Raw genomic sequence first — 23,076 nt, forward strand, 5'->3', positions numbered from 1 at the left:
GGGGGGGGCTTGGGGGGTTTTGGGGCCCCCCGGGGTTTTGGTGGGGGCCCACCCCGGGGGGGGGGGGGCCCCGGGGGGGGCCCCCCCCCCCCGCGCCCGTACGGCGGAGTCAGGTCAGAGGGCGAGCGCCTGAGCGCGGCGCTTCACCTCCGTGCCGCGATTCTCGCTCAGCGCCTGCACGGGGGTGCCGGGCAGGGTCTCGTCAGCGGTGAAGAGCCACTCCAGGATCTCCGCATCGTTGAAGCGGTCGTCGCGGAGCACGGTCAGCAGCCCGACCAGCCCCTTGACGATCTTGTCTCCGTCGATGAAGGCCGCGGGGACCTGGAGGGAACGGTTCTCGCCGCGGCGCACCGCGAGCAGCTGACCTTCCTTGACCAGCTGGCGAACCTTGGTCACTTCGATGTCGAGCATCTCCGCGATGTCGGGGAGGTACAGCCAGGCGGGAACAAGGGCATCGATCTTTGCGTCAATCTCGGTCACGAGCACAAGCCTGCCATCTCACCGCGGCCGCCGGTACCCGAGCGACCCCGTCCGGGGCCCGGCGGCCCCGCGACCGGGGCCGGAGACGGGCCGGACGGGTCCGGAGCGAGCCGCCATCGGGACGGACTCGGGATGGGCGCAGGCCCGGGAATCGGGACGGGCGCAGGCCCGGGGGCGAAGCCCCAAACGGGTCCGGGCACCCGGGGAACCGGGCCGGGGACGCGCAGTCCGGGGCAGAGCCCTGGGGCGGGACCCGGGGCGCAGCCCCGAAGCAGGCCCGGGCGCAGCCCGAGGAACGGGACCCGGGGCGCAGCCCCGAAGCGGGTCCGGGCGGAGCCCGGGGAACGGGCGAAGGGCGGGTAGGGGACTTCCCCCGCGGGGCCGGACCCGCACGGTGCGGGCCCGGAACGGGAGCCGGCGCAGCCCGACCCGGGCCGGGCCGGGTCAGGGGCTCGGGGCCCGGGCGCCCAGGGCCCCGTACCCCGGCGGAACCCGTTCCCGACCCGCGCCCCGCCGGGTCAGCGCCGGGTCAGCCCAGCGCTGACTTCAGCGCAACCCCCGGGTCCGCAACCTTCGCCGGGTCCACCGCGACCCCCGACTCGATGAGCCGTCGCCCCTGCGCCAGGTCACGCGGCCGCCCCACCGCGAGGACCGCGACCAGCCGCCCGTCCCGCAGCCAGCACACCGACCAGGTGTCGTCCGCCGCGGAGCCGCGCCACACCAGCGCGTCCGCGGCGCCGTGGTGCCCCGCGTACTGCACGAAGCGGCCGAACTGCTCCGACCAGAAGTACGGCACCGGGTCGTAGACCTGCTCCCCGGAGCCCCCGGCCACGATGTCCGCGGCGACCACCCGCGGCCCCTGGAGGGCGTTGTCCCAGTGGTGCACCAGCAGCCGGGACCCGTAGCGGCCCGAGGGGAACGAGGCGCAGTCCCCCACCGCGTACACCCCGGGCACGGAGGTGCGCAGCCGCTCGTCGGCGACCACCGCCCCGTCCGCACCGAGCTCCACTCCCGATCCCGCCAGCCATCCGGTGGCCGGCCGGGCTCCGATGCCCACCACCACCGCCCCGGCCGGCAGTGCCCGCCCGTCGGCGAGGAGGACCCGGCCCGCCTCCACGGAGGCCACCCGCGCGCCGGTCAGCAGCTCGGCGCCGGCCTGGGCGTACCAGCGCCCCATCGGTTCGGCGACCTCCGCGGGCAGCGCGCCCGCCAGCACCCGGTCGGCCGCCTCGACGACCGTCACCGCGCAGCCCGCCTCTCGGGCGGCGGTGGCGAATTCCGCGCCGATCCAGCCGGCCCCGACCACGACGACCGCCGAGCCGGCCGCGAGGACGGGCCGCAGCCGGGCCGCGTCGTCCAGGGTGCGCAGCAGGTGCACCCCGGGGACTCCCTCCGCGCCGGGCAGGGTCAGCGGGAGGGCGCCGGTCGCCAGTGCGAGGACCTCGTACGGGACCGGGCCCGCCTCGGTGTCCACCTCGCGGTCGGCGGGGCGCAGCCCGGTGACCTCGACGCCGAGCCGGAGCTCGATGCGGAGCTCTTCGAAGTCGACGTCGAAGGCCGAGTCCTCCGCCTTGCCGAGGAGCACCGCCTTGGACAGCGGGGGCCGGTCGTAGGGCTGGTGGGGTTCGGCCCCCAGCAGGGTGACGGGGCCGGTCCAGCCCTGTTCCCGCAGGGCGACGGCTGTCTGGACCCCGGCCATGCCGGCGCCGACGATCACGACTCCGCGCGGAGGGGTGCCGGCCTGTTGCGTCTGCTGTTCCGTCTGCTCGCTCACGCGGCCCAGCCTAATCAACTGACGGTCCGTCAGGAATAGCGGGCGGGAACCTCCCGCGAGCCGGGCACACCCCGGCACCGGGGAGGCAGCCTTACCGGCCGTCGGCCTCGGCGTTACTCTGGCACCGAACCTATCGCGGGAGTCCGGGCGCACCGGGCTGAGAGGGAGGCTGGCCGGCCTCCGACCGTACGAACCTGATCCGGGTCATGCCGGCGAAGGGAGGGGCTGGACGCCCATGCATTCATATCGGAACGGCCGGAGTCCCGGCCACGACGTCCTCGTCATCGGGGGCGGCATCATCGGCCTGGTCACCGCCTGGCGGGCGGCCCGGCGCGGGCTGCGCACCGCGCTGGCCGATCCGGACCCCGGCGGCGGCGCCGCCCAGGTCGCGGCCGGCATGCTGGCCGCCGTCACCGAGCTGCACTACGGCGAGGAGACCCTGCTCGGGCTCAACCTCGCCTCCGCCGCCCGCTACCCCGCGTTCGCCGCCGAGCTCGCCGAAGCCAGCGGCGGCATGGACATCGGCTACCGCGCCTGCGGCACCCTCGCCGTCGCCCTCGACGCCGACGACCGGCTGCACCTGCGCGAGCTGCACGCCCTCCAGCGCCGCTGCGGCCTGGAGTCCGAGTGGCTGACCGGCCGCGAGTGCCGCCGCCTGGAACCGATGCTGGCTCCGGGCGTACGCGGCGGCCTGCGCGTGGACGGCGACCACCAGGTCGACCCCCGCCGCCTCGCCGCCGCCCTGCTGGCCGCCTGCGAACGGGCCGGCGTCACCCTGCACCGCGCCGGCGCGGCCCGGCTGCTGACCGCCGCCGACCGGGCCTGCGGCGCGGTCCTCGACGACGCGGACGGTACGGAGCTGCGCGCCGACCAGGTGGTGCTGGCGGCGGGCTCGCTCAGCGGCCGGCTGGACGGCGTACCGCCCGAGGCCGTGGCCCCCGTACGGCCGGTGAAGGGGCAGGTGCTGCGCCTCTCGGTGCCACCGTCCTACGCGCCGTTCCTGTCGCGGACCGTACGGGCCGTGGTGCGCGGCAGCCACGTCTACCTCGTGCCCCGCGAGAACGGCGAACTCGTCGTCGGCGCCACCAGCGAGGAACTCGGCTGGGACACCACCGTCACGGCGGGCGGGGTCTACGAACTCCTGCGCGACGCCCACGAACTGGTGCCGGGGATCACCGAACTCCCCCTGGTGGAAACCCGGGCGGGGCTGCGCCCCGGATCACCGGACAACGCCCCCCTCCTCGGCCCGACCGAACTCCCCGGCCTCCACCTGGCCACCGGGCACTACCGCAACGGGGTCCTGCTGACCCCGCTGACCGGGGACGTGATGGCGGACCTGCTGACCACCGGCGAACTGCCGGAGATCGCCCGCCCCTTCACCCCGCGCCGATTCACCCTCACGTCGGCCCTCACGCGACAGGAGTCGTTCGCATGACCATTTCCGTCAACGGCGAGCCGCGCGAGATCGCGGACGGGACCATGCTCGCCACGGTGATCGCCACCCTCACCGAAGCCACCAAGGGGGTCGCGGCCGCCCTCAACGAAACCGTCGTACCGCGCGGCCAGTGGCCCTACACCTCCGTGACCGAGGGCGACCGCGTCGAGGTCCTCACCGCGGTCCAGGGAGGCTGACCCCCATGGCGGACACGCGCGACATCTCCGACGACGCCTTCACCCTCGCCGGCCGGACCTTCTCCTCCCGCCTGATCATGGGCACGGGCGGAGCCCCGAGCCTGGACATCCTGGAACGGGCGCTGGTCGCGTCCGGCACCGAACTCACCACGGTCGCGATGCGGCGCCTCGACCCGACGGTCCAGGGCTCGGTCCTGTCCGTCCTGAACCGCCTCGGCATCTCCGTCCTCCCCAACACCGCGGGCTGCTTCACGGCCGGCGAGGCCGTACTGACGGCCCGGCTGGCCCGCGAGGCCCTCGGCACGGACTGGATCAAACTGGAGGTCGTCGCGGACGAACGCACCCTCCTCCCCGACGGCGTCGAACTGCTCGACGCGGCGGAGACCCTGGTCGACGAGGGCTTCACCGTCCTCCCCTACACGAACGACGACCCGGTCCTCGCCCGCAAACTGGAGGACGTGGGCTGCGCGGCGATCATGCCGCTCGGCTCCCCCATCGGCTCCGGCATGGGCATCCGCAACCCGCACAACTTCGAGCTGATCACCGAACGGGCCGGAGTCCCGGTCATCCTGGACGCGGGCGCCGGCACCGCCTCCGACGTGGCCCTGGCCATGGAACTGGGCTGCGCGGCCGTCATGCTCGCCTCCGCGGTGACCCGCGCACAGCTCCCCGTCCTGATGGCCGCGGCCATGCGCGACGCGGTCTCGGCAGGCCGCCTGGCCCACCGCGCAGGCCGCATCCCCCAACGCCGCTTCGCAGAGCCCTCCTCCCCCCACCAAGGCCGAGCCACCCTGGACCCGGAACGCCCGGCGTTCTGAGGGGTCGGGTGTACGGGGCCCTGCGCGAGCGGGGCCCGACGGCGTACGGGTTCACTGCGGGGGCGGGGCCCTCGCCCCCGCGGGCCCACACCCGGATCCGGTGGCTGCCCACCCGCCCCCTCCGGCGCCGGGGCGGGACCAGACCGCCCAGCCGGTCAGGACCGGGGGAGGGCGGGACCGGGCCCGGCCGGGAGCGGCGAAGGCTTTGGGGTTTCCCGTCAGCCTCATCGTCCTTCCGCGTCGGGCCGGCCTGTCAAGGGCGCTCACTGCGTTCGCGTCGCTTCGCGACGGCCTTCGGCCGCCCTTGACAGACCGACCCGCCACGGAAAAACGAAGGCAGCCGGAAAACCCCAAAAGAACGGCCTCGCCAGAGAGACATGAACGGTCATACCGGTCATGAGCAGCCCCGCTCCGGGGAACCGGCCTCGGGCCCGGCCGACCACGGGCGCATCAGATCGCTACACGCACCCCATAGCCAAGCGTCTGCCGGCCGTCCGAAGCCAACGCCTCAAACACCTACCCAAGCCCGAGGGTGTTGCGCTGGTGCATCACGTCTGGGGGGATGCGGATCACGTCGCCCGGCTGACGCTTTCGACGTTCTGGATCGAGGTGGTGAACTCGCGGCCGGACGCGTCGCGGATATAGGCCAACTTCATCCAGCGCGCTCGGGCGTCGGAGTCCGAGACGTTCTCGTTGATCACGGCCATCAACTCCCCCTCGACGCCGGATGCGATGTCGCGAACGAGGTGGCGAAGAAGTCGATGAGGAACGTACTCGTAGCGCTCATTCATCCGAGACCCCCTCGAAGCTGCTGAGGAAGAGCTCCCAGCCGACCAGCGCACGATCGAGCAGATCCGCGTTGGAGCTGTCCTCTTTGGTGGCGGTGCCGGTGCCGGGCTCGGAGTCGGCCCTCTCCACAGGAATCTGCAGCATTCAGATCACTCCTCGGTCTTGAGGTCGCTTCAGAGACGACATCTCTAGAGACCTCTCAACTGCATCCGACGCAGGGCGGCTTGTCAACACATCTCTAGAGATGTGACCCCTATGGATCCCCGCGTTCGGTACGCGCAGTGGCCTACCTCTAGCCCTAGGGTGTCTAGAGAGGAGAAGGAGTGATCGTTCGATGACCAGCCAAGACGGCTCCCGCCAGCCGAAGTACCAGCGGATCGCTGATGCGCTGAGGACGGCCATCCAGTCGGGTGAGCACGGCCCGGGCGACCGCCTGCCAGGTGAGAACGAGCTCATGGCCACCTACGGCGTCGCCCGGATGACCGCGCGACAGGCCCTCGGCGTGCTCCAGAACGAAGGCCTCGTGGAAGCGCGGAAAGGCGCCGGTGTCTTTGTCCGGGCGTTCAGACCGCTGAGGCGACGCGGGATCCAGCGCCTGGCACAGGAGCAGTGGGGCTCAGGCCGTTCCATCTGGTCCGCGGATACCGAAGACCGGGACCTCGTCGTCGACCAGATCGAGGTGCGCGAGGAAGAGGTCGCGATCCGCATCGCCGACGCCCTCGGCGTTTCCGCAGGGTCCCGGGTCTGGGTGCGCAGCCGCCGCTTCGTGCTTGACGGAAAGCCGGTGCTCCTCGCGACCTCGTACCTACCGTCGGACGTCGTCGCCAACTCACTCATCACGCAAGCCGATACCGGCCCTGGTGGGACGTACGCGAGGCTGGGCGAGCTGGGGCACGAGCCGGTCCACTTCCGTGAGGAGATTCGCTCCCGGATGCCTTCCGCCGACGAGGCCGAACGCCTTTCGCTCTCGGTGGGCACACCTGTCATCCAGATCGCCCGCACCGCGTTCGCCGAAGGTGGACGGGCCGTTGAGTTCAATGAGATGACTCTGGACTCCGCCTCCTACGTCCTGGAGTACGACTTCGACGCCTAGAGGGCTTGGGTGGGTGTTTGAGAGGTCGGCTTCGGACGGCCGGCAGACGCTTGGCCATGGGGTGCGTGTAGCGATCTGATGCGCCCGTGGTCGACCTTGAGGTCTTCGTGGTCGCCCGGGCCCGGGGCCGGTCCCCCGGAGCGGGGATGGGCTGTGCGGCATGGCCGTTCATGTCCCTCTGGCCAGGCCGTTCTTTTGGGGTTTTCCGGCTGCCTTCGTTTTTCCGTGGCGGGTCGGTCTGTCAAGGGCGGCCGAAGGCCGTCGCGGAGCGACGCGAACGCAGTGAGCGCCCTTGACAGGCCGGCCCGACGCGGAAGGACGATGAGGCTGACGGGAAACCCCAAAGCCTTCGCCGCTCCCGGCCGGGCCCGGTCCCGTCCTCCCCCGGTCCCGCTCCTTCGTCGAGGGCACCGGTGGGAGAAGCGGGACCGGGTGCGGCCCGCGGGGGTGAGGGTCCCGCGCCCGTCAGGCTCCGTACCCGCCCACGTCACAGCTGCGCTGCAACCCCCAGGCGGCCGGGACGGGGGGCCATCCGGCCCTCGTAGAATCGGCGGGTGGATACGACCCTGGATGACCCGCTCGTCGGGCAGACGCTCGACGGCCGCTACCGCGTGGACGCCCGTATCGCGGCCGGCGGCATGGCCACGGTCTACCGGGCCGTCGACACCCGCCTGGACCGGATTCTCGCCCTCAAGGTGATGCACCCGGCCCTCGCCGCCGACCCCGGCTTCGTCGACCGGTTCATCCGTGAGGCGAAGTCCGTGGCCCGGCTGGCCCATCCCAACGTGGTGGCCGTCTTCGACCAGGGGACGCACGGCCCGTACACGTACCTCGCCATGGAGTACGTGTCCGGCTGCACCCTGCGCGACGTGCTCCGCGAGCGGGGCGCGCTCCAGCCCCGCGCGGCCCTCGACATCCTCGAACCGGTGCTCGCCGCCCTCGGCGCCGCGCACCGTGCCGGTTTCGTGCACCGGGACATGAAGCCCGAGAACGTGCTGATCGGCGACGACGGCCGGGTCAAGGTGGCCGACTTCGGGCTGGTGCGGTCCGTGGACTCCGTGACCAACACCACCGGGTCCGTCCTCGGCACCGTCTCCTACCTCGCCCCCGAGCAGATCGAGAACGGCGTCACCGACACCCGCGTGGACGTCTACGCCTCCGGGGTCGTGTTCTACGAGATGCTCACCGGCTCCAAGCCGCACACCGGGTCCAATCCGGCCCAGGTGATCTACCAGCACCTCAACGAGGACGTTCCGCCGCCGTCGGCCGCCGTCCCCGGGCTGCCCGTCGCGCTCGACGAGCTCGTCGCCCAGGCCACGGCCCGCCATCCCGACCTGCGTCCCTACGACGCGGCCGCCCTCCTCGGGCTGGCCATAGAGGCCCGCGTCCAGCTCAGCGACTCCGAGCTGGACGCCGTACCGCCGCAGGCCCGGGCCGCCGAGCGGACCGCCGCCGAGGACCGGACCAGCGTGATCCCGCGCCCGGTGACCACCCAGGCCGCGCACGCCTCGCATGCCGTGCCCGCGTCGCATGCCGCGCACACCGCGCATCCCGCACACGCCTCGCACGCCGAGCCCGTCTCCCACACCTCCCGGCTCTCCGCTCCGCCGCTGCCCCCGGCGCCGACGTCGGCCGCCTCGCGGATCCGGCGGCCCGGCGCGCTGCTCGTCGTACTCGGCGTCCTGCTCTTCCTCGGCCTCGGTACCGGGGTCTGGTACATCAGCTCCGGCCAGTTCACCAAGGTCCCGAACCTGCTCGGCAAGACCGAGGCGGAGGCCAAGTCACAGCTGTCGGCGGCCGGGCTCGGGGTGAAGCGGGTCGACCGGAAGTTCAGCGCGGCCTTCGACAAGGGGACCGTGATGAACACCGACCCCTCCGGCGGCAAGCGCATCCGCGGCAACGGCGCGGTGACACTCACCATCTCGCGCGGACCCGAGGTCGTCGTCGTTCCGGACCTCAAGGGCAAGCCCCTGGAGGCCGCGAAGGCCGAACTGACCTCGGTCGGCCTGACGCCGGGGGCCGTCACGCAGGCCTTCAGTCAGGACGTCGCGCAGGGCTCGGTGATCAGTACCGACCCGGCGGGCGGCCAGAAGCGGTCGCTCGACACCCTGGTCGCGATGGTGGTCAGCAAGGGCCGCCCGGTGCCGGTCCCGCGCGTGACGGGTACCCCCCTGGACCAGGCCCGTTCCACCCTGGAGGGCCTCGGCCTGAAGGTGGAGACGGCCCCGGAGCAGGTGAACTCCCCCTCCCCCGCCGGTACGGTCGCCAACCAGTCGATCGGCGCCGGCAGCCAGGCCGCCGCGGGTGACACCGTCACCCTCACCGTGTCCAAGGGCCCCCGTCAGATCCCCGTCCCGGACGTCACCGGGCAGGAGGCCGACGCGGCCCGCGCGACCCTGGAGGGACTGGGCTTCAAGGTCAAGGTCGACAAGCCCTTCCTCTCCTTCAGCAACACCGTCGACTCCCAGTCGGTCCCCGCGGGCCAGAACGCCGCCGAGGGCAGCACCATCACCATCAGGACCAAGGGGCTGTAACAGCACGCCATGAACACCAATTCAACGGGCCGCAATCCAGTCGGCGGGCACGTGCCCGTCGCGGGCGGGCTCGCCTCGGTCGGGCTGGCCTACGCCCGCGAGATGGGCGCCGAGGCCGTCCAGGTCTTCGTCGCCAATCCGCGCGGCTGGGCCACCCCGGTCGGCAATCCGGCGCAGGACGAGCTGTTCCGCGAGGCCTGCGCGGCCGAGGGGATCCCGGCGTACGTCCACGCGCCGTACCTGATCAACTTCGGCTCGCACACCGAGGCCACCGTCGAGAAGTCCGTGGAATCGCTGCGGCACTCGCTGCGCCGGGCCCGGGCGATCGGCGCGCTCGGGGTGGTCGTGCACACCGGCTCGGCGACCGGGGGCCGGCCGCGCGAGGCGGCGTACGCGCAGGTCAGGGAGCACATGCTGCCGCTGCTGGACGAGCTGACCCATGACGAGGACCCCTTCCTGCTGCTGGAGTCCACGGCCGGGCAGGGTTCCTCGCTGTGCTCGACCGCCGAGGAGTTCGGCCCGTACTTCGACGCCCTCGACCGGCATCCGATGCTCGGGATCTGCCTCGACACCTGCCACATCTTCGCGGCCGGGCACGATCTGGCGGAGCCGGGCGGGACGAAGCAGACGCTGGACCTGCTGGTGGACACGGTGGGCGAGGGCCGGCTGAAGCTGGTGCACGCCAACGACTCCAAGGAGGGCGTGGGCGCCCACAAGGACCGGCACGCGAACATCGGGCAGGGCCACATCGGCCGGGACGCCTTCGCGGAACTGTTCACGCATCCGGCGATGGAGGGCGTCCCCCTGATCACCGAGACGCCGGGCGGCAAGGAGGGGCACGCGGCGGACGTGGCGCTGCTGAAGGAGCTGCGCGAGCTCCGCTGACCTGTTGAGGAATACCCCAGGGGGGTATACGGTTCTGTCATACCGACCGACAGAGCCGCTATCCGGCGTTCCTCGCCAGGGTTCCTCGCCAGGGGGTTGTCATGGAACACGCGCACGAGCAGCACCAAGGTCACGCCGGGCACGAGCACCACGGCCACGGCACCGCCGGCGGAAAGGTCACCTGGGCCGCCGCCGCGCAGGCCACGCTCCACTGCCTCACCGGATGCGCCATCGGCGAGGTGCTCGGCATGGTCATCGGCACGGCGCTCGGCTGGGGAAACGCCCCGACGATGGTCCTCGCGATCGCCCTGGCCTTCTTCTTCGGCTACGCGCTCACCCTGCGCGGGGTCCGCGCCGCCGGCCTGGACCTCCGTACGGCCATCCGGGTGGCTTTGGCGGCGGACACCCTGTCGATCGCCGTCATGGAACTGATCGACAACGGGGTGATCCTGCTCTGGCCCGGAGCCATGGACGCGATGCTGTCGGACCTGCTGTTCTGGACGACGCTCGGGATCGCGTTCGCGGTGGCCTTCGTCGTCACGACGCCCGTCAACAAGTGGATGATCGGCCGCGGAAAGGGTCACGCGGTGGTCCACGCGTACCACCATTGAGCCACCGAACCGATGAGCTACGGCAACGATGGACTACGGCACCACGAGCTACAGCTCGGGGCCGTCCCCCGGCTCCTCCTGGTACGAGTAGCGCTGCTCGCGCCAGGGGTCGCCGATGTTGTGGTAGCCGCGCTCCTCCCAGAAGCCTCGGCGGTCGGCGGTCATGTACTCGATGCCGCGGACCCACTTGGGGCCCTTCCACGCGTAGAGGTGGGGCACGACCAGCCGGAGCGGGAAACCGTGCTCGGCGGTGAGCAGTTCACCGCCCTGGTGCGTGGCGAAGACGGTCCGCTCCGAGGCGAAGTCCTCCAGGCGCAGGTTGGAGCTGAAGCCGTACTCGGCCCACACCATCACGTGTGTGACCTGCGGGGACGGCGGTGCGAGGGAGAGGAGCGTGCGGGCGAGCACGCCGCCCCATTCGGCACCGGTCATGCTGAACTTCGTCACGCAGTGCAGGTCTGCCTCGACGGACTCGAACGGCAGGGCCGCGAACTCCTCGTGGTTCCAGCAGTGCTTCTCGCCGTCGGCCGTCGCGCCGAAGACGCGGAACTCCCAGCGCTCGGGCTTGAACTTGGGTACCGGTCCGTAGTGGGTGACCGGCCAGCCTCGCTGCAACCGCTGCCCCGGGGGAAGCTCCAGTTGCTCTGATCCCGGAGATTCCCGGCTTTCCGGCTGACCCATGCATCCATGGTGACAGACTTGGCGGGGTGGTCGTGACCAGCTTCGCCCGGATTCGGGCAAGTCACGGTAACTCCCACTAAGGAGGCACTTACTGGACGGCCTCCTGCGGCGGTGCAAGGATGCGCGCACCTGCCCCGTCACATTGCTGACATTGCTTGGAAGGAGCCTCTGCGATGCAGGGCGACCCCGAGGTCCTCGAGTTTCTCAACGAGCAGCTGACCGGCGAACTTACGGCCATCAACCAGTACTGGCTCCACTACCGGATCCAGGACAACAAGGGCTGGACGAAGCTCGCCAAGTACACGCGTGAAGAGTCCATCGATGAGATGAAGCACGCGGACAAGATCACCGAGCGCATCCTGATGCTCGACGGTCTGCCGAACTACCAGCGCCTCTTCCACGTCCGCGTGGGCCAGACGCTGACGGAGATGTTCCAGGCCGACCGCCAGGTCGAGGTCGAGGCGATCGACCGCCTGAAGCGCGGCATCGAGGTCATGCGCGGCAAGGGTGACGTCACCTCGGCGCGGCTCTTCGAGGAGATCCTGGAGGACGAGGAGCACCACATCGACTACCTCGACACCCAGCTGGAGCTCATCGAGTCCATCGGCGAGGCGCTCTACATCGCGCAGCTCATCGAGCAGCCGAGCTAGTCCTTACGGGGTACGCACGGCCCGTCCTGCGCCGCTTCTCCTACGCTGCTTCGGCGAGCTCCGCACCGACCGGTACCAGCGGATCGGCCGCGAGCACGGCGGCGGCGTCGCCCTTCTCCAGCAGCTCACGGCGCGGGCAGGCCCCGCGGCCGAGGAGGCCCTGGATGGTCCGCACGCAGGAACCGCAGTCGGTGCCGGCCTTCGTGACAGAGGCGATCTGGCGGGGGGTGCAGGCCCCGGCGGCCGCGTGGTCCTTGACCTGCTTGTCGGTGATCCCGAAACAAGAGCAGACGTACACGCGGTTCACCTCCCTGACAGGAACGGTTCGGCCAGCCATCCCCTATTCGGTGAGGCTTACCTAACCCTACCCAAACTTAGGGTTCCCTAAAAGACCCGGGTACGACGATGGGGCGCGGATCACATTCGATCCGCGCCCCATCGTCATGCGGTGCTCACACTGCGCTGGCGCCTACTGGTCGCGGTACATCTCGGCGACGAGGAACGCCAGGTCAAGGGACTGGCTGCGGTTGAGGCGCGGGTCGCAGGCCGTCTCGTAGCGCTGGTGCAGGTCGTCGACGAAGATCTCGTCGCCGCCGCCCACGCACTCGGTGACGTCGTCACCGGTGAGCTCGACGTGGATGCCGCCCGGGTGCGTGCCGAGGCCCTTGTGGACCTCGAAGAAGCCCTTGACCTCGTCGAGCACGTCGTCGAAACGGCGCGTCTTGTGGCCGGAGGCCGCCTCGAAGGTGTTGCCGTGCATCGGGTCGGTGACCCAGGCGACGGTCGCGCCGGAGGCGGTGACCTTCTCGACGAGCTCGGGGAGCTTGTCGCGGACCTTGTCGGCGCCCATGCGGACGACGAAGGTCAGGCGGCCCGGCTCGCGCTCGGGGTCGAGGCGGTCGATGTAGGTGAGCGCCTCGTCCACCGTGGTGGTGGGGCCGAGCTTGATGCCGATCGGGTTGGCGATCTGCGAGCAGAACTCGATGTGCGCGTGGTCGAGCTGGCGGGTGCGCTCACCGATCCAGACCATGTGGCCCGAGGTGTCGTACAGCCGGCCCGTGCGCGAGTCCGTACGGGTGAGGGCGCCCTCGTAGTCGAGGAGCAGCGCCTCGTGGGAGGCGTAGAACTCGACGGCCTTGAACTCGGCCGGGTCGGTGCCGCACGCCTTCATGAAGTTCAGGGCGTTGTCGATCTCCCGCGCGAGCTGCTCGTAGCGCTGCCCGGACGGGGAGTTCTTGACGAAGTCCTGGTTCCAGGCGTGCACCTGGCGCAGGTCGGCGTAGCCGCCGGTGGTGAAGGCGCGCACCAGGTTCAGCGTGGAGGCCGACGCGTGGTACATGCGCTTGAGGCGCTCGGGGTCCGGAACGCGGGACTTCTCCGTGAAGGCGAAGCCGTTCACGGAGTCGCCGCGGTAGGTCGGCAGGGTGATGCCGTCGCGGGTCTCGGTGTCCTTGGAGCGCGGCTTGGAGTACTGGCCGGCGATGCGGCCGACCTTGACGACCGGCACGGAGGCCGCGTACGTCAGGACGGCGCTCATCTGGAGCAGCGTCTTCAGCTTGGCGCGGATGTGGTCGGCGGAGACGGCATCGAAGGCCTCGGCGCAGTCGCCACCCTGCAGCAGGAACGCCTCGCCCTTGGCGACGGCTCCCAGGCGGGCGCGCAGCTGGTCGCATTCGCCCGCGAAAACGAGGGGAGGATACGACTCGAGGTCCGCGACGACAGCGCGCAGGGCCTCGGCATCGGGGTACGAAGGCTGCTGCGCCGCGGGAAGGTCTCGCCAGGTCGCCTTGGAGGCGGGGGCTTGGGTTTCAGCGTTCACGGTCACCCCACACACATTACGGCGTCACACCCCACGTCCCGGTCGAGGACCACTACGTGAGACGGATGTCTCTCACTGTGTTACTCACCCGTTTACCTCCCTTCGCAGGACCCGTGGGCTAGGGTTCGGAGCATGTACGCGCACTCGAACCAGAACTGGTGGTGGCCCGCTCCCGGCGGCCCACTTCTCGCGCGTACCTGAAGACACGAGCGATACGAAGGCCGCCCCGAGGGGCGGCCTTCCGCGTTTCCACTGGAAACACCGGGCCGTCCCACCCGCCGAAACCGGATAGGACGCCCACTCCATGCACGCGCACCCGCACCCGCTCCTGAGCCGCCTGCTCGACGACACCTGCCCGCCCTTCGCGCTCCTGCGCCGCCGTACGCCCGGCCGCGACCACGACACCGTCGAGCTGCTGATCGGCCCGGTCCACGAGGCCGGGCAGCTGGCCGACCTGCCCGTCGGCGAGCGACCCGCCCTGGCGCTCGTCCCCTTCCGCCAGATCCGGGAGCGCGGGTTCGACGTGCGCGACGACGGCACCCCGCTGAGCGTGCTGGTCGCCGAGGAGACGTACGAGATCCCGCTCGCCGAGGCGCTGGCCGCCCTGCCGGCCCACGAGGTACGCGTCGACGGCGGCGGCTTCGACGTCCCCGACGAGGAGTACGCGGACACCGTCCGACGGGTCATCGAGGACGAGATCGGCCGGGGCGAGGGCGCGAACTTCGTCATCCGGCGCACCTACGAGGGCCGGATCGAGGGCTTCGGCCGCGCCGACGCCCTCGCACTGTTCCGGCGGCTGCTGGAGGGCGAGCGGGGCGCGTACTGGACGTACGTGGTCCACACCGGGGACCGCACCCTCGTCGGGGCCAGCCCCGAGGTACACGTACGGATGACCGGCGGCACGGTCGTGATGAACCCGATCAGCGGTACGTACCGCCATCCGGCCGGCGGGCCGACCGTCGACTCCCTCCTCACCTTCCTCGGGGACCGCAAGGAAACCGAGGAGCTGTCCATGGTGGTGGACGAGGAGCTCAAGATGATGTGCACGGTCGGGGACATGGGCGGGGTGGTCGTCGGTCCGCGGCTCAAGGAGATGGCGCACCTCGCGCACACCGAGTACGAGCTGCGCGGCCGGTCCTCGCTGGACGTGCGGGAGGTGCTGAAGGAGACGATGTTCGCGGCGACGGTGACCGGCTCGCCGGTGCAGAACGCCTGCCGGGTCATCGAACGCTACGAGACGGGCGGCCGCGGCTACTACGCGGGCGCGCTGGCCCTGCTGGGCGTGGACGCCTCGGGCGCGCAGACCCTGGACTCCCCCATCCTCATCCGGACCGCGGACATCGCACCCGACGGCGCGCTGCGGGTGCCCGTCGGGGCCACCCTCGTACGGCACTCCGACCCGGCGGGCGAGGTGGCGGAGACGCACGCCAAGGCCGCCGGGGTGCTGGCCGCGCTGGGCGTCCGCCCGGCTGCGGTGCGGCCCTCCTTCGCGGGGGCCCGGCTGGCCGACGACCCCCGGGTCCAGGCGGCCCTGGCCGCACGCCGGGAGGACCTGGCTCCGTTCTGGCTGCGGATGCAGGAGCGGCCGGCGCGGGTGACGGGGCACGCGCTGGTGGTGGACGGGGAGGACACCTTCACCTCGATGCTCGGGCACGTGCTGCGGGTGGCCGGGCTGGAGGTGACCGTACGCCGCTACGACGACCCGGGGCTGCGGGCCGCCGCCCTGGCCTGGGACGGGCCGATCGTGCTCGGCCCCGGCCCGGGCGACCCCGGGGACTTCGGCGACCCGAAGGTCCGCGCGATGCGCGAGCTGACGGCGGAGCTCCTGACCTCGCACCGTGGCGGGCTCCTCGGGGTCTGCCTCAGCCACCAGCTGCTCGCCGCCGAGCTGGGGCTCCCGCTCGTCCGCAAGGCGGAGCCGGCGCAGGGGGCGCAGACGCGGATCCCGCTGTTCGGGGCGGAGGAGGTCGTCGGCTTCTACAACACGTACGCGGCGCACTGCTCCGCGGAGCGGGAGCGGTCCCTGGCCCTGCGGGGCATCGAGGTGTCCCGTGATCCGGTCACGGGTGAGGTCCACGCGCTCCGCTCCCTCACGGGCGGCTTCGCGGGGGTCCAGTTCCACCCGGAGTCGGTGCTGACCCTGCGGGGCGCGGAGCTGGTCCGCGATCTCGTCGCCGCCGTCCGGGCCCCGGCCCCGGCGTAGCCCCGCCTCGGTCCGCCCGGGCACACCGCTGCGCGGGGCCGTCCCCGACCCACCCTTCCACCGTTCCCTGGGGCTCCGCCCCAGACCCCGCGCCTCAAACGCCGGCGAGGCTGGATGTATCCAGCCCGTCCGGCGTTTGAGGACCGGGTCCGGGCAGAGCCCGGGGAACGGGCAGCGGTGCGAAGCCCAGGAGGCCCGCCAGGGCCGAGTGGTGCGAGCGGCGCGTCAGGAAGGAACGAGCGTGTTCTCCGAGCGGCGGCCCGCCAGGTAGTCCGCGACGTTGGCGACCGTGGTGTCGATGATCTGGCCCACCGCGTCGTGGGTGTAGTACGCCTGGTGGGAGGTGACGACCACGTTCGGGAAGGTGATCAGCCGCGCCAGGGTGTCGTCCTCGACGACCACGAGGGACTTGTCCAGGAAGAAGAGTCCGGCCTCCGCCTCGTACACGTCCAGGCCCACCCCCGCGAAGCGGCCCGACCGGAGCTCCGTGACCAGTGCGTCCGTGTCGACCAGGCCGCCGCGGCTGGAGTTCACCAGGATGGCGTCGTCCTTCATCGTCTTCAGCGCCTCGGCGCCGATGATGTGGTGCGTGGACTCCAGCAGCGGGACGTGCAGGCTGATCAGGTCCGAGGAGGCGAACAGCTCGTCCTTGTCCACGTACTTCATGCCGAGCTCCACGCACGCCGGATTCTGCGCCACGTCCCAGCCCAGCAGGTTCATCCCGAAGCCGTGGGCGATCCGGGTGAACGCCTCCCCGATCTTGCCGGTGCCGAGCACCCCCACCGTGCGGCCCCGCATGTCGCGGCCCATCAGGCCGTTCAGCCGGAAGTCGAAGTCCCGCGTGCGGTTGGAGGCCCGGACGATCCGCCGGTTGACCGCCATCGCCAGGGTCCAGGCGAACTCGGCCACCGAGTACGGGGAGTAGTACGACACCCGGCCGACCGTGAGGCCCAGCTGCCGCGCGACGTCCAGGTCGATGTTGTTGAAGCCGGTGGAGCGCTGGGCGATCATCTTGGTGCCGCCCGCCGCCAGGGTCCGCAGGACCCGCCCGCTCAGGTCGGCGTTGACGCTGGACGAGACGATCTCGTACCCGGCGGCGATGGGGGCGGTGTCCTCGCTCAGGAAGACGTCCAGGCAGCGCACCTCGTGCTGCCCCGCGAATGCCTTCTCGATGAGCGGCTTCTCGTCCGCCGTCACCCCGAATGCCAGGATTTCCACGTTCGCTCCCGTACTGCACAAAGAATCGGACCATGGGTCGTTTGTCACCTTACGACCCATGCCCCGCACCCGCGCCCCCGGCTCAGCCGAAGAACACGCCGGCCTCCTTGTACAGCGCCGGGTCCACCGTCTTCAGCTTCGCCGTCGCCTCGGCGATCGGCACCCGCACGATGTCCGTCCCCTTCAGCGCGACCATCTTCCCGAAGTCCCCGTCGCGCACCGCGTCGATCGCGTGCAGCCCGAAGCGGGTGGCCAGCCACCGGTCGAACGCGCTCGGGGTGCCGCCCCGCTGGATGTGTCCGAGTACGGTCGTACGGGCCTCCTTGCCGGTCCGCGCCTCGATCTCCTTGGCCAGCCACTCGCCGACGCCGGACAGCCGGACGTGCCCGAAGGAGTCCTTCGTCCCGTCCTTCAGCACCATGTCGCCGTCCTTGGGCATGGCTCCCTCGGCGACGCAGACGATCGGCGCGTAGCTCGCCTTGAACCGCGAGCTCACCCAGGCGCAGACCTGGTCCACGTCGAAGCGCTGCTCCGGGATGAGGATGACGTTGGCGCCGCCCGCGAGCCCCGAGTGCAGGGCGATCCAGCCGGCGTGCCGGCCCATCACCTCGACGACGAGCACCCGCATGTGGGATTCGGCGGTGGTGTGCAGCCGGTCGATGGCTTCGGTGGCGATCCCGACGGCGGTGTCGAAGCCGAAGGTGTAGTCGGTGGCCGACAGGTCGTTGTCGATGGTCTTCGGGACCCCGACGCAGGGGATGCCGTACTCCTCGTAGAGCTTCGCGGCCACGCCGAGGGTGTCCTCGCCGCCGATCGCGACGAGGGCGTCGACCTCGTACTTCGCGAGGTTCTCCTTGATCAGGCGGACCCCGTCGTCCAGCTTGAACGGGTTGGTGCGCGAGGAGCCGAGGATGGTTCCGCCCCGCGGCAGGATCCCGCGGACCGCGGGGATGTCGAGCGGGACGGTGCGCCCTTCGACGGTCCCGCGCCAGCCGTCCTTGAAACCGATGAACTCGTAGTCGTACTCCTGGACGCCCTTGCGCACGACACTGCGGATCACCGCGTTGAGCCCGGGGCAGTCGCCGCCGCCCGTCAGCACTCCGACCTTCATGGAATTTCCCTTCGCCACAGGGCCCGCTGAGGCCGCGGGGCCCGCATGACGGTCACGCTAGTGGTGACTCAGGTCACAGCAAGATGCCGGGAAGGGTCAATTCCGGGGGAATTGCGGGGCGTTGCATCCGCCCGTTCACTCGTACGAGGGGTGGCTCCGGCGCGCGGGCACCCCCGTGCGCGCCCTACGCGTCGTCGAGGCCCCGCTCTATCGCGTACCGGACGAGCTCCACCCGGTTGTGCAACTGGAGCTTGCCCAGGGTGTTCTGCACGTGGTTCTGCACGGTGCGGTGGGAGATGACCAGGCGCTCCGCGATCTGCTTGTACGAGAGTCCCTTGGCCACCAGCCGCAGCACCTCGGTCTCCCGGTCGGTGAGCTGCGGGGCCTTCGGCTCGTCGGAGGCGGCGGGCGCCGGGTCGGTGGCGAGGCGCCGGTACTCGCCCAGGACCAGGCCGGCCAGGCCCGGGGTGAAGACGGGGTCGCCGGCCGCCGTGCGGCGCACGGCGTCGATGAGCTCCTGGGCGCCCGCGGACTTCAGCAGGTAGCCGGTCGCGCCGGACTTCACCGCTTCGAGGACGTCGGCGTGCTCGCCGCTCGCGGAGAGCACGAGGACCCGCAGGGCCGGATTGGCGCCGACCAGTTCCTTGCAGACCTGGACCCCGGGCATGCCGGGGAGGTTGAGGTCGAGGACCAGGACGTGCGGGGCCGCGGCGCGGGCCCGGCGGACGGCCTCGGGTCCGTCGCCGGCGGTGGCCACCAGATCGAAACCGGCGGCGGCCAGGTCGCGGGCGACCGCGTCCCGCCACATCGGGTGGTCGTCCACGACCATGACCTTGATGCCGCCCAGGTCGTTGCTCTGACCGTTCGACCCGTTCGACCCGCTCGACTCGTTCACTTGGTGCTCCCCCTCGGTACTTTCAGTTCCACTTCGGTGCCCTGCCCCGGGACGGACACCAGCTCGGCGCTGCCGCCGAGGTCGCGGAGCCGGCCCCGGATGGACAGGGCCACTCCCATCCGGCCCTCGCCCTCGGCCTGGTCGAGCCGGCCGGCCGGGATGCCCGGACCGTCGTCGCGGACGGTCACGATCACCTCGTTCCCCCAGTCCTCGACCAGGATCCAGGCGCTGGCCCCCTCGCCCGCGTGCTTGCGCACGTTGTCGAGGGCGGCCCCGACCGCCGCGGCCAGCTCCCTCGCGGCGGGCACCGGCAGCGGCACCGGGGTGCCCGGTTCGGCGAAGCTCACCCGCGAGCCGGCGTGCGGGGCGAGGAGGGCCCGCAGATCGAGCTCGCCCTCCTCCTCGCCGGGGTCCTCCACCTCGAAGGCGGCCACGATCGCGCCGAGCGCCTCGTCGCGGGAGATCCGCGAGGGGCGCGCCAGCCCGCTGGAGACCAGGGTGCGCAGCGCGACCTCCTGCTCCCCCGCCATCCGGCCCAGCTCGGCGGCTTCCCCGCCCAGTTCGGTACCGCGCCGCTGGACCATGGCGAGGACCTGGAGGACCCCGTCGTGGATGTCGCGGGCGAGCCGTTCGCGCTCGCGGGTGGCCGCCTCGATCTCCAGGGCGCGCGCGAGGGTGGCCTCACTGGCCCGGGCGACTTCGACGACGTAGCCGATGGCGATGGAGGCCACCCAGACCAGCAGCACGTTGTGCAGGGTGTCCCGGGTGGGCTCGCCGCGCTGCACGAGGTTGGCGGCGGCGACGAAGCTGGAGGCGAAACAGGCCCACCGCCAGCCGCCCTTGATGGCGAAGGCGAGGACCGCGCCCGCGGTCCATATGGAGGGGATCGTGGGGCCGCCGCCCGTGACCCGTTCGTGGCTGTCGGCGAGCGGGGTGAGCAGGATCCCGACGCAGGCGACGGTGAGGTCGGCGCACAGGAACCGCTTGGTGCAACTGGCGGCGTTGGCCACCTTGGGGAGCGTGACCAGGGTCCAGCCCGCCAGGAAGGCGAGGTAGGAGGCCGCGATCCAGGGGCGGTCGAACTTGTTGTAGGCGGAGGCGAACAGCAGGGCCGCGTAGACCATGGTGAGCAGCCGGTAGGCCGTCAGGGCACGCCACAGCGGCTGCTCGACCGACATGCGTACGACGCGCTCGCGCTTCGCCATCTCCCCCACCCCGTACGGGCGGTCCCGCCCGTGTGCTGCTACTTGTCGCTGTCCGCGGCGGCCGGGTCGGCCTGCGCGCTGCTCTCGGCGCCGTCGGCCTTCTCGGCCTTCTCGGTGTGCTCGGCCTTCTCGGCCTTCTCGCTCTTGGCGGCGGCCTTCTCCGCGTCGGCGATCTGGCGCTTGGCGGCCGTCGCGTAGATGTCGACGTACTCCTGGCCGGAGAGCTTCATGATCTCGTACATGACCTCGTCGGTCACCGAGCGGAGGATGAAGCGGTCCCCGTCCATGCCCTGGTAGCGGCTGAAGTCCAGCGGCTTGCCGATCCGGATGCCCGGGCGCATCAGCTTGGGCATGACCTTGCCGGGCGGCTGGATCTTCTCCGTGTCGATCATCGCGACGGGGATCACGGGCGCACCGGTGGCCAGCGCCACCCGGGCCAGACCGCCGGGCTTACCGCGATACAGCCGGCCGTCGGGTGAACGCGTCCCCTCGGGGTAAATACCGAACAGCTCTCCGCGCTCGATGACGTCGATGCCGCTCTTGATCGCGGCCTCGCCGGCCCCGCGCGCACCCGAACGGTCCACCGGGAGCTGGCCGACGCCCTTGAAGAAGGCGGCCGTCAGCTTGCCCTTGACGCCCGGGGAGGTGAAGTACTCCGCCTTCGCGATGAAGGTGACCTTCCGGTCCAGCACGGCCGGGAGGAAGAAGGAGTCGGAGAAGGACAGGTGGTTGCTCGCGAGGATCGCCGGCCCCTCTGCGGGAATGTTCTCGAGGCCCTCCACCCACGGCCTGAAGGCGAGCTTCAGAGAACCGCCGATCGAGAACTTCATTGCGCCGTAGATCAACTCGAAAGCCTTCCTGTGTCTGTCGAACAGACCTTATCCCGTGGCTGCGCCCGGAGCGGTCCGACGACCCTGGTCGGTGTCACCCCCGTCGCGTACGGTGAAGTCACACAGCGCTACGCACCCCACGCCCCCTCGAAGGAGACCCTGGTGCCCGTCCTCCCTGGAGCCGAGCCGTTCCGCCACGAGGGCGGAAGGGTCGGCGTCCTCCTCTGCCACGGCTTCACCGGTTCCCCCCAGTCGATGCGGCCCTGGGCCGACCATCTGGCCGCGCAGGGACTGACGGTGTCGCTGCCCCTGCTCCCCGGGCACGGGACGCGCTGGCAGGACATGCAGCTCACCGGCTGGCAGGACTGGTACGCCGAGGTGGACCGCGCGCTGCGGGAGCTGCTCGACAGCTGCGATCAGGTGTTCGCCTTCGGGCTGTCGATGGGCGGCGCGCTGACGCTGCGGCTGGCGGCCAAGCACGGGGACAGCATCAGCGGGATCGTCCTCGTCAACCCGGTCAACAAGATCCACGACCCGCTGGCCGTGGCCCTGCCGGTGGTCAAGCACTTCATCCGGTCGACCCCGGGCATCGCGAGCGACATCGCCAAGCCGGGCGCGGAAGAGGTCGGCTACGACCGGGTCCCGACGCGGGCCGCGCACTCGCTGCGGAAGTTCCTGCAGATGCTGGACACCGAACTGCCGCAGGTGACACAGCCGCTGCTGCTCCTGCACAGCCCGCAGGACCATGTGGTGCGGCCGACGGACTCGACACGGATCCTGGCGCGGGTGTCCTCGACGGACGTCACCGAGACGCTGCTGGAACAGAGTTACCACGTCGCGACGTTGGACCATGACGCGGAGCGGATCTTCGCGGACAGCTACGCGTTCGTCGGACGGCTGTCGGAGAGCTTGGGCAGGGAGGGGGCGGCCAGCGGTGGCTGAGCACGAGGAGTCCTCCGGGGGTGTCCCCCCGCTGGACGAGGAAGCGGCGTGGGCGGCGATCGTGGCCGGCTACGGCCAGGAGCCCGCGGACCCGCCGGGCGCGAGACCGTTCCGGCCGATCGAGAACCTCCTCCTGCCGGAGGAGGACGTGAAACCGGCGGGCCCGGCCGCCGGCCCGGTGTCCCCGGCCGATCCGGCCTCCCCTGCCTCCCCTGCTTCCACGGAACCGCCGTCGGCGGCTCTGGGGAGTTCGGTGGTGTTCGCCCCGGGCGTGGGCGGCGGGGCGATCGGGCCGGGTCCACGGGACCACTCCCTGGCCGACCCCGACGATTCCCCCGAGACGGCGAAGGACGAGGGCCACTTCGTCCCCCCGGAGCCGGAGCTGCCGGAGGCGGACGCGACGTCGAAGTTCGCCTGGCTGGCGGTGGTGGGCGGACCGGTCCTGCTGCTCCTGGCGGTGCTGCTCCAGTGGGAGATGACCTGGTGGCTGACGACGCTGGGCGTCGGCGGCTTCCTGGGCGGCTTCGCGACGCTGGTCGCGCGGATGTCCACGGACGAGGACGAGGACGACGACCCCGGTCGGGGCGCGGTCGTGTGACCCTTCTTCAACGCGGAGCTCGCACCGCTCGGCCCTGACGGACCTCCCGGGCTTCGCCCCGCCGCGCCGGACTCCGTCCGACTGTGGCCCGGCGGGGCCGCCACCACCGCCGTCCCGGCGTGGGCCCGGTGGGCGAGTGCGGGTGGTCGGCCCTGCGGGGCGGAGTCCCCTACCCGCCCTTCCACCGTTCCCAGGGCTCTGCCCTGACCCGGTCCTCAAACGCCGGACGGGCTGAAGCGGGGCACCGGGCTGCGCCCGGACCCCCTGGGGCTCCGCCCCAGACCCCGCGCCTCAAACGCCGGCGAGGC

23 protein-coding genes and 1 riboswitch are annotated in these 23,076 nt (G+C 71.5%); of the genes, 11 read left to right on the forward strand and 12 right to left on the reverse strand.

All coding sequences use genetic code 11. The features are described 5' to 3' along the window. Nucleotides 1-114: 114 nt before the first annotated feature. Nucleotides 115-480: an Rv2175c family DNA-binding protein gene (locus tag ACFWNV_RS23960; RefSeq protein WP_383950587.1), complete on the reverse strand. Its 366-nt coding sequence runs from the start codon at nt 478-480 to the stop codon at nt 115-117. Between the two features lie 529 nt (nt 481-1,009). After that, nucleotides 1,010-2,254, reverse strand: coding sequence for an NAD(P)/FAD-dependent oxidoreductase (locus tag ACFWNV_RS23965; protein ID WP_383950590.1), 1,245 nt, complete (start codon nt 2,252-2,254; stop codon nt 1,010-1,012). Between the two features lie 125 nt (nt 2,255-2,379). Continuing rightward, a riboswitch (TPP riboswitch) is annotated at nt 2,380-2,492 on the forward strand. Here ACFWNV_RS23965 and thiO point away from each other — a divergent pair. The 3 genes from thiO (at nt 2,490) to ACFWNV_RS23980 (ending at nt 4,704) form a co-directional block, all read left to right on the forward strand. Next, nucleotides 2,490-3,689 (forward strand): glycine oxidase ThiO, encoded by a 1,200-nt coding sequence (gene thiO, locus ACFWNV_RS23970; RefSeq protein WP_383950593.1) that lies wholly within the window; start codon nt 2,490-2,492, stop codon nt 3,687-3,689. Its footprint overlaps the riboswitch before it by 3 nt. Beyond that, entirely contained in the window at nt 3,686-3,886 is a 201-nt protein-coding gene (gene thiS, locus ACFWNV_RS23975) for a sulfur carrier protein ThiS (protein WP_383950595.1), read from the forward strand. The genes thiO and thiS overlap by 4 nt, the downstream gene beginning before the upstream one ends. Nucleotides 3,887-3,891: 5 nt before the next feature. Further along, nucleotides 3,892-4,704: a thiazole synthase gene (locus ACFWNV_RS23980; protein WP_383950598.1), complete on the forward strand. Its 813-nt coding sequence runs from the start codon at nt 3,892-3,894 to the stop codon at nt 4,702-4,704. 569 nt (nt 4,705-5,273) lie between these two features. On the opposite strand, the gene ACFWNV_RS23985 is transcribed toward ACFWNV_RS23980, so the two are convergent. Continuing rightward, nucleotides 5,274-5,495: a hypothetical protein gene (locus ACFWNV_RS23985; protein ID WP_383950601.1), complete on the reverse strand. Its 222-nt coding sequence runs from the start codon at nt 5,493-5,495 to the stop codon at nt 5,274-5,276. After that, a complete protein-coding gene (locus tag ACFWNV_RS23990) occupies nt 5,488-5,637 on the reverse strand; it encodes a hypothetical protein (protein ID WP_383950604.1) in 150 nt (49 codons plus the stop codon). The genes ACFWNV_RS23985 and ACFWNV_RS23990 overlap by 8 nt, the downstream gene beginning before the upstream one ends. A gap of 190 nt (nt 5,638-5,827) precedes the next feature. On the opposite strand from ACFWNV_RS23990, the gene ACFWNV_RS23995 reads away from it, so the two are divergent. The 4 genes from ACFWNV_RS23995 to ACFWNV_RS24010 all read left to right on the forward strand — a co-directional run bounded on the left by ACFWNV_RS23995 (nt 5,828) and on the right by ACFWNV_RS24010 (nt 10,616). Beyond that, entirely contained in the window at nt 5,828-6,586 is a 759-nt protein-coding gene (locus tag ACFWNV_RS23995) for a GntR family transcriptional regulator (protein WP_383950607.1), read from the forward strand. A 554-nt stretch (nt 6,587-7,140) separates the two neighbouring features. Next, nucleotides 7,141-9,120 (forward strand): Stk1 family PASTA domain-containing Ser/Thr kinase, encoded by a 1,980-nt coding sequence (pknB, locus tag ACFWNV_RS24000; RefSeq protein ID WP_383950610.1) that lies wholly within the window; start codon nt 7,141-7,143, stop codon nt 9,118-9,120. Between the two features lie 9 nt (nt 9,121-9,129). Further along, the gene (locus tag ACFWNV_RS24005; protein WP_383950613.1) at nt 9,130-10,005 is read left to right on the forward strand and encodes a deoxyribonuclease IV; all 876 of its coding nucleotides are present in this window, start codon (nt 9,130-9,132) and stop codon (nt 10,003-10,005) included. Between the two features lie 101 nt (nt 10,006-10,106). Continuing rightward, nucleotides 10,107-10,616 carry a DUF4396 domain-containing protein gene (locus tag ACFWNV_RS24010; protein ID WP_383950616.1) on the forward strand — a complete coding sequence of 170 codons (510 nt, stop codon included), beginning with the start codon at nt 10,107-10,109 and terminating at the stop codon, nt 10,614-10,616. Between the two features lie 48 nt (nt 10,617-10,664). Here ACFWNV_RS24010 and ACFWNV_RS24015 read toward each other — a convergent pair whose 3' ends face one another. Continuing rightward, nucleotides 10,665-11,297 carry a sulfite oxidase-like oxidoreductase gene (locus tag ACFWNV_RS24015; RefSeq protein ID WP_383950619.1) on the reverse strand — a complete coding sequence of 211 codons (633 nt, stop codon included), beginning with the start codon at nt 11,295-11,297 and terminating at the stop codon, nt 10,665-10,667. A gap of 173 nt (nt 11,298-11,470) precedes the next feature. Here ACFWNV_RS24015 and bfr point away from each other — a divergent pair, with 173 nt between their 5' ends. Next, nucleotides 11,471-11,947, forward strand: a complete 477-nt coding sequence (gene bfr, locus ACFWNV_RS24020; protein ID WP_112446344.1) for a bacterioferritin — start codon at nt 11,471-11,473, stop codon at nt 11,945-11,947. A gap of 40 nt (nt 11,948-11,987) precedes the next feature. On the opposite strand, the gene ACFWNV_RS24025 is transcribed toward bfr, so the two are convergent. Continuing rightward, nucleotides 11,988-12,254, reverse strand: coding sequence for a bacterioferritin-associated ferredoxin (locus ACFWNV_RS24025; protein WP_383950621.1), 267 nt, complete (start codon nt 12,252-12,254; stop codon nt 11,988-11,990). A gap of 162 nt (nt 12,255-12,416) precedes the next feature. Further along, entirely contained in the window at nt 12,417-13,781 is a 1,365-nt protein-coding gene (locus ACFWNV_RS24030) for a class II 3-deoxy-7-phosphoheptulonate synthase (protein ID WP_383950623.1), read from the reverse strand. Between the two features lie 289 nt (nt 13,782-14,070). Between ACFWNV_RS24030 and ACFWNV_RS24035 the strand changes: the two genes are divergently transcribed. After that, nucleotides 14,071-15,969 (forward strand): anthranilate synthase family protein, encoded by a 1,899-nt coding sequence (locus ACFWNV_RS24035; RefSeq protein ID WP_383950626.1) that lies wholly within the window; start codon nt 14,071-14,073, stop codon nt 15,967-15,969. A gap of 225 nt (nt 15,970-16,194) precedes the next feature. On the opposite strand, the gene ACFWNV_RS24040 is transcribed toward ACFWNV_RS24035, so the two are convergent. The 5 genes from ACFWNV_RS24040 to ACFWNV_RS24060 all read right to left on the reverse strand — a co-directional run bounded on the left by ACFWNV_RS24040 (nt 16,195) and on the right by ACFWNV_RS24060 (nt 21,228). Then, complete coding sequence (locus tag ACFWNV_RS24040) at nt 16,195-17,187, reverse strand: 2-hydroxyacid dehydrogenase (RefSeq protein WP_383950629.1); 993 nt, start codon at nt 17,185-17,187, stop codon at nt 16,195-16,197. Between the two features lie 82 nt (nt 17,188-17,269). Beyond that, nucleotides 17,270-18,298: a 6-phosphofructokinase gene (locus ACFWNV_RS24045; RefSeq protein WP_383950632.1), complete on the reverse strand. Its 1,029-nt coding sequence runs from the start codon at nt 18,296-18,298 to the stop codon at nt 17,270-17,272. A gap of 184 nt (nt 18,299-18,482) precedes the next feature. Beyond that, nucleotides 18,483-19,127, reverse strand: coding sequence for a response regulator transcription factor (locus ACFWNV_RS24050; RefSeq protein WP_250743819.1), 645 nt, complete (start codon nt 19,125-19,127; stop codon nt 18,483-18,485). Nucleotides 19,128-19,189: 62 nt separating this feature from the next. Further along, nucleotides 19,190-20,398 (reverse strand): MacS family sensor histidine kinase, encoded by a 1,209-nt coding sequence (gene macS, locus ACFWNV_RS24055; protein ID WP_383950635.1) that lies wholly within the window; start codon nt 20,396-20,398, stop codon nt 19,190-19,192. A 38-nt stretch (nt 20,399-20,436) separates the two neighbouring features. Beyond that, nucleotides 20,437-21,228, reverse strand: a complete 792-nt coding sequence (locus ACFWNV_RS24060) for a lysophospholipid acyltransferase family protein (protein WP_383950646.1) — start codon at nt 21,226-21,228, stop codon at nt 20,437-20,439. A gap of 162 nt (nt 21,229-21,390) precedes the next feature. Between ACFWNV_RS24060 and ACFWNV_RS24065 the strand changes: the two genes are divergently transcribed. Beyond that, entirely contained in the window at nt 21,391-22,170 is a 780-nt protein-coding gene (locus ACFWNV_RS24065; RefSeq protein ID WP_383950637.1) for an alpha/beta hydrolase, read from the forward strand. After that, nucleotides 22,163-22,768: a hypothetical protein gene (locus tag ACFWNV_RS24070; protein WP_383950640.1), complete on the forward strand. Its 606-nt coding sequence runs from the start codon at nt 22,163-22,165 to the stop codon at nt 22,766-22,768. The genes ACFWNV_RS24065 and ACFWNV_RS24070 overlap by 8 nt, the downstream gene beginning before the upstream one ends. The last annotated feature ends 308 nt before the right edge of the window (nt 22,769-23,076 follow it).

It is taken from the genome of Streptomyces sp. NPDC058401 (genome assembly GCF_042722885.1).
Lineage (GTDB): Bacteria > Actinomycetota > Actinomycetes > Streptomycetales > Streptomycetaceae > Streptomyces.

Excerpts from the sequence above, each read along its gene's own strand:
- ACFWNV_RS23995 (WP_383950607.1), top strand. The coding sequence starts at position 5,828 with ATGACCAGCCAAGACGGCTCCCGCCAGCCGAAGTACCAGCGGATCGCT.
- ACFWNV_RS24015 (WP_383950619.1), bottom strand. The coding sequence starts at position 11,297 with ATGGGTCAGCCGGAAAGCCGGGAATCTCCGGGATCAGAGCAACTGGAG.
- ACFWNV_RS24045 (WP_383950632.1), bottom strand. The coding sequence starts at position 18,298 with ATGAAGGTCGGAGTGCTGACGGGCGGCGGCGACTGCCCCGGGCTCAAC.
- ACFWNV_RS24035 (WP_383950626.1), top strand. The coding sequence starts at position 14,071 with ATGCACGCGCACCCGCACCCGCTCCTGAGCCGCCTGCTCGACGACACC.
- macS (WP_383950635.1), bottom strand. The coding sequence starts at position 20,398 with ATGGCGAAGCGCGAGCGCGTCGTACGCATGTCGGTCGAGCAGCCGCTG.
- thiS (WP_383950595.1), top strand. The coding sequence starts at position 3,686 with ATGACCATTTCCGTCAACGGCGAGCCGCGCGAGATCGCGGACGGGACC.
- ACFWNV_RS24010 (WP_383950616.1), top strand. The coding sequence starts at position 10,107 with ATGGAACACGCGCACGAGCAGCACCAAGGTCACGCCGGGCACGAGCAC.
- ACFWNV_RS23985 (WP_383950601.1), bottom strand. The coding sequence starts at position 5,495 with ATGAATGAGCGCTACGAGTACGTTCCTCATCGACTTCTTCGCCACCTC.
- ACFWNV_RS24060 (WP_383950646.1), bottom strand. The coding sequence starts at position 21,228 with ATGAAGTTCTCGATCGGCGGTTCTCTGAAGCTCGCCTTCAGGCCGTGG.
- ACFWNV_RS24005 (WP_383950613.1), top strand. The coding sequence starts at position 9,130 with ATGAACACCAATTCAACGGGCCGCAATCCAGTCGGCGGGCACGTGCCC.
- bfr (WP_112446344.1), top strand. The coding sequence starts at position 11,471 with ATGCAGGGCGACCCCGAGGTCCTCGAGTTTCTCAACGAGCAGCTGACC.
- ACFWNV_RS23990 (WP_383950604.1), bottom strand. The coding sequence starts at position 5,637 with ATGCTGCAGATTCCTGTGGAGAGGGCCGACTCCGAGCCCGGCACCGGC.
- ACFWNV_RS24050 (WP_250743819.1), bottom strand. The coding sequence starts at position 19,127 with ATGGTCGTGGACGACCACCCGATGTGGCGGGACGCGGTCGCCCGCGAC.
- thiO (WP_383950593.1), top strand. The coding sequence starts at position 2,490 with ATGCATTCATATCGGAACGGCCGGAGTCCCGGCCACGACGTCCTCGTC.
- ACFWNV_RS23980 (WP_383950598.1), top strand. The coding sequence starts at position 3,892 with ATGGCGGACACGCGCGACATCTCCGACGACGCCTTCACCCTCGCCGGC.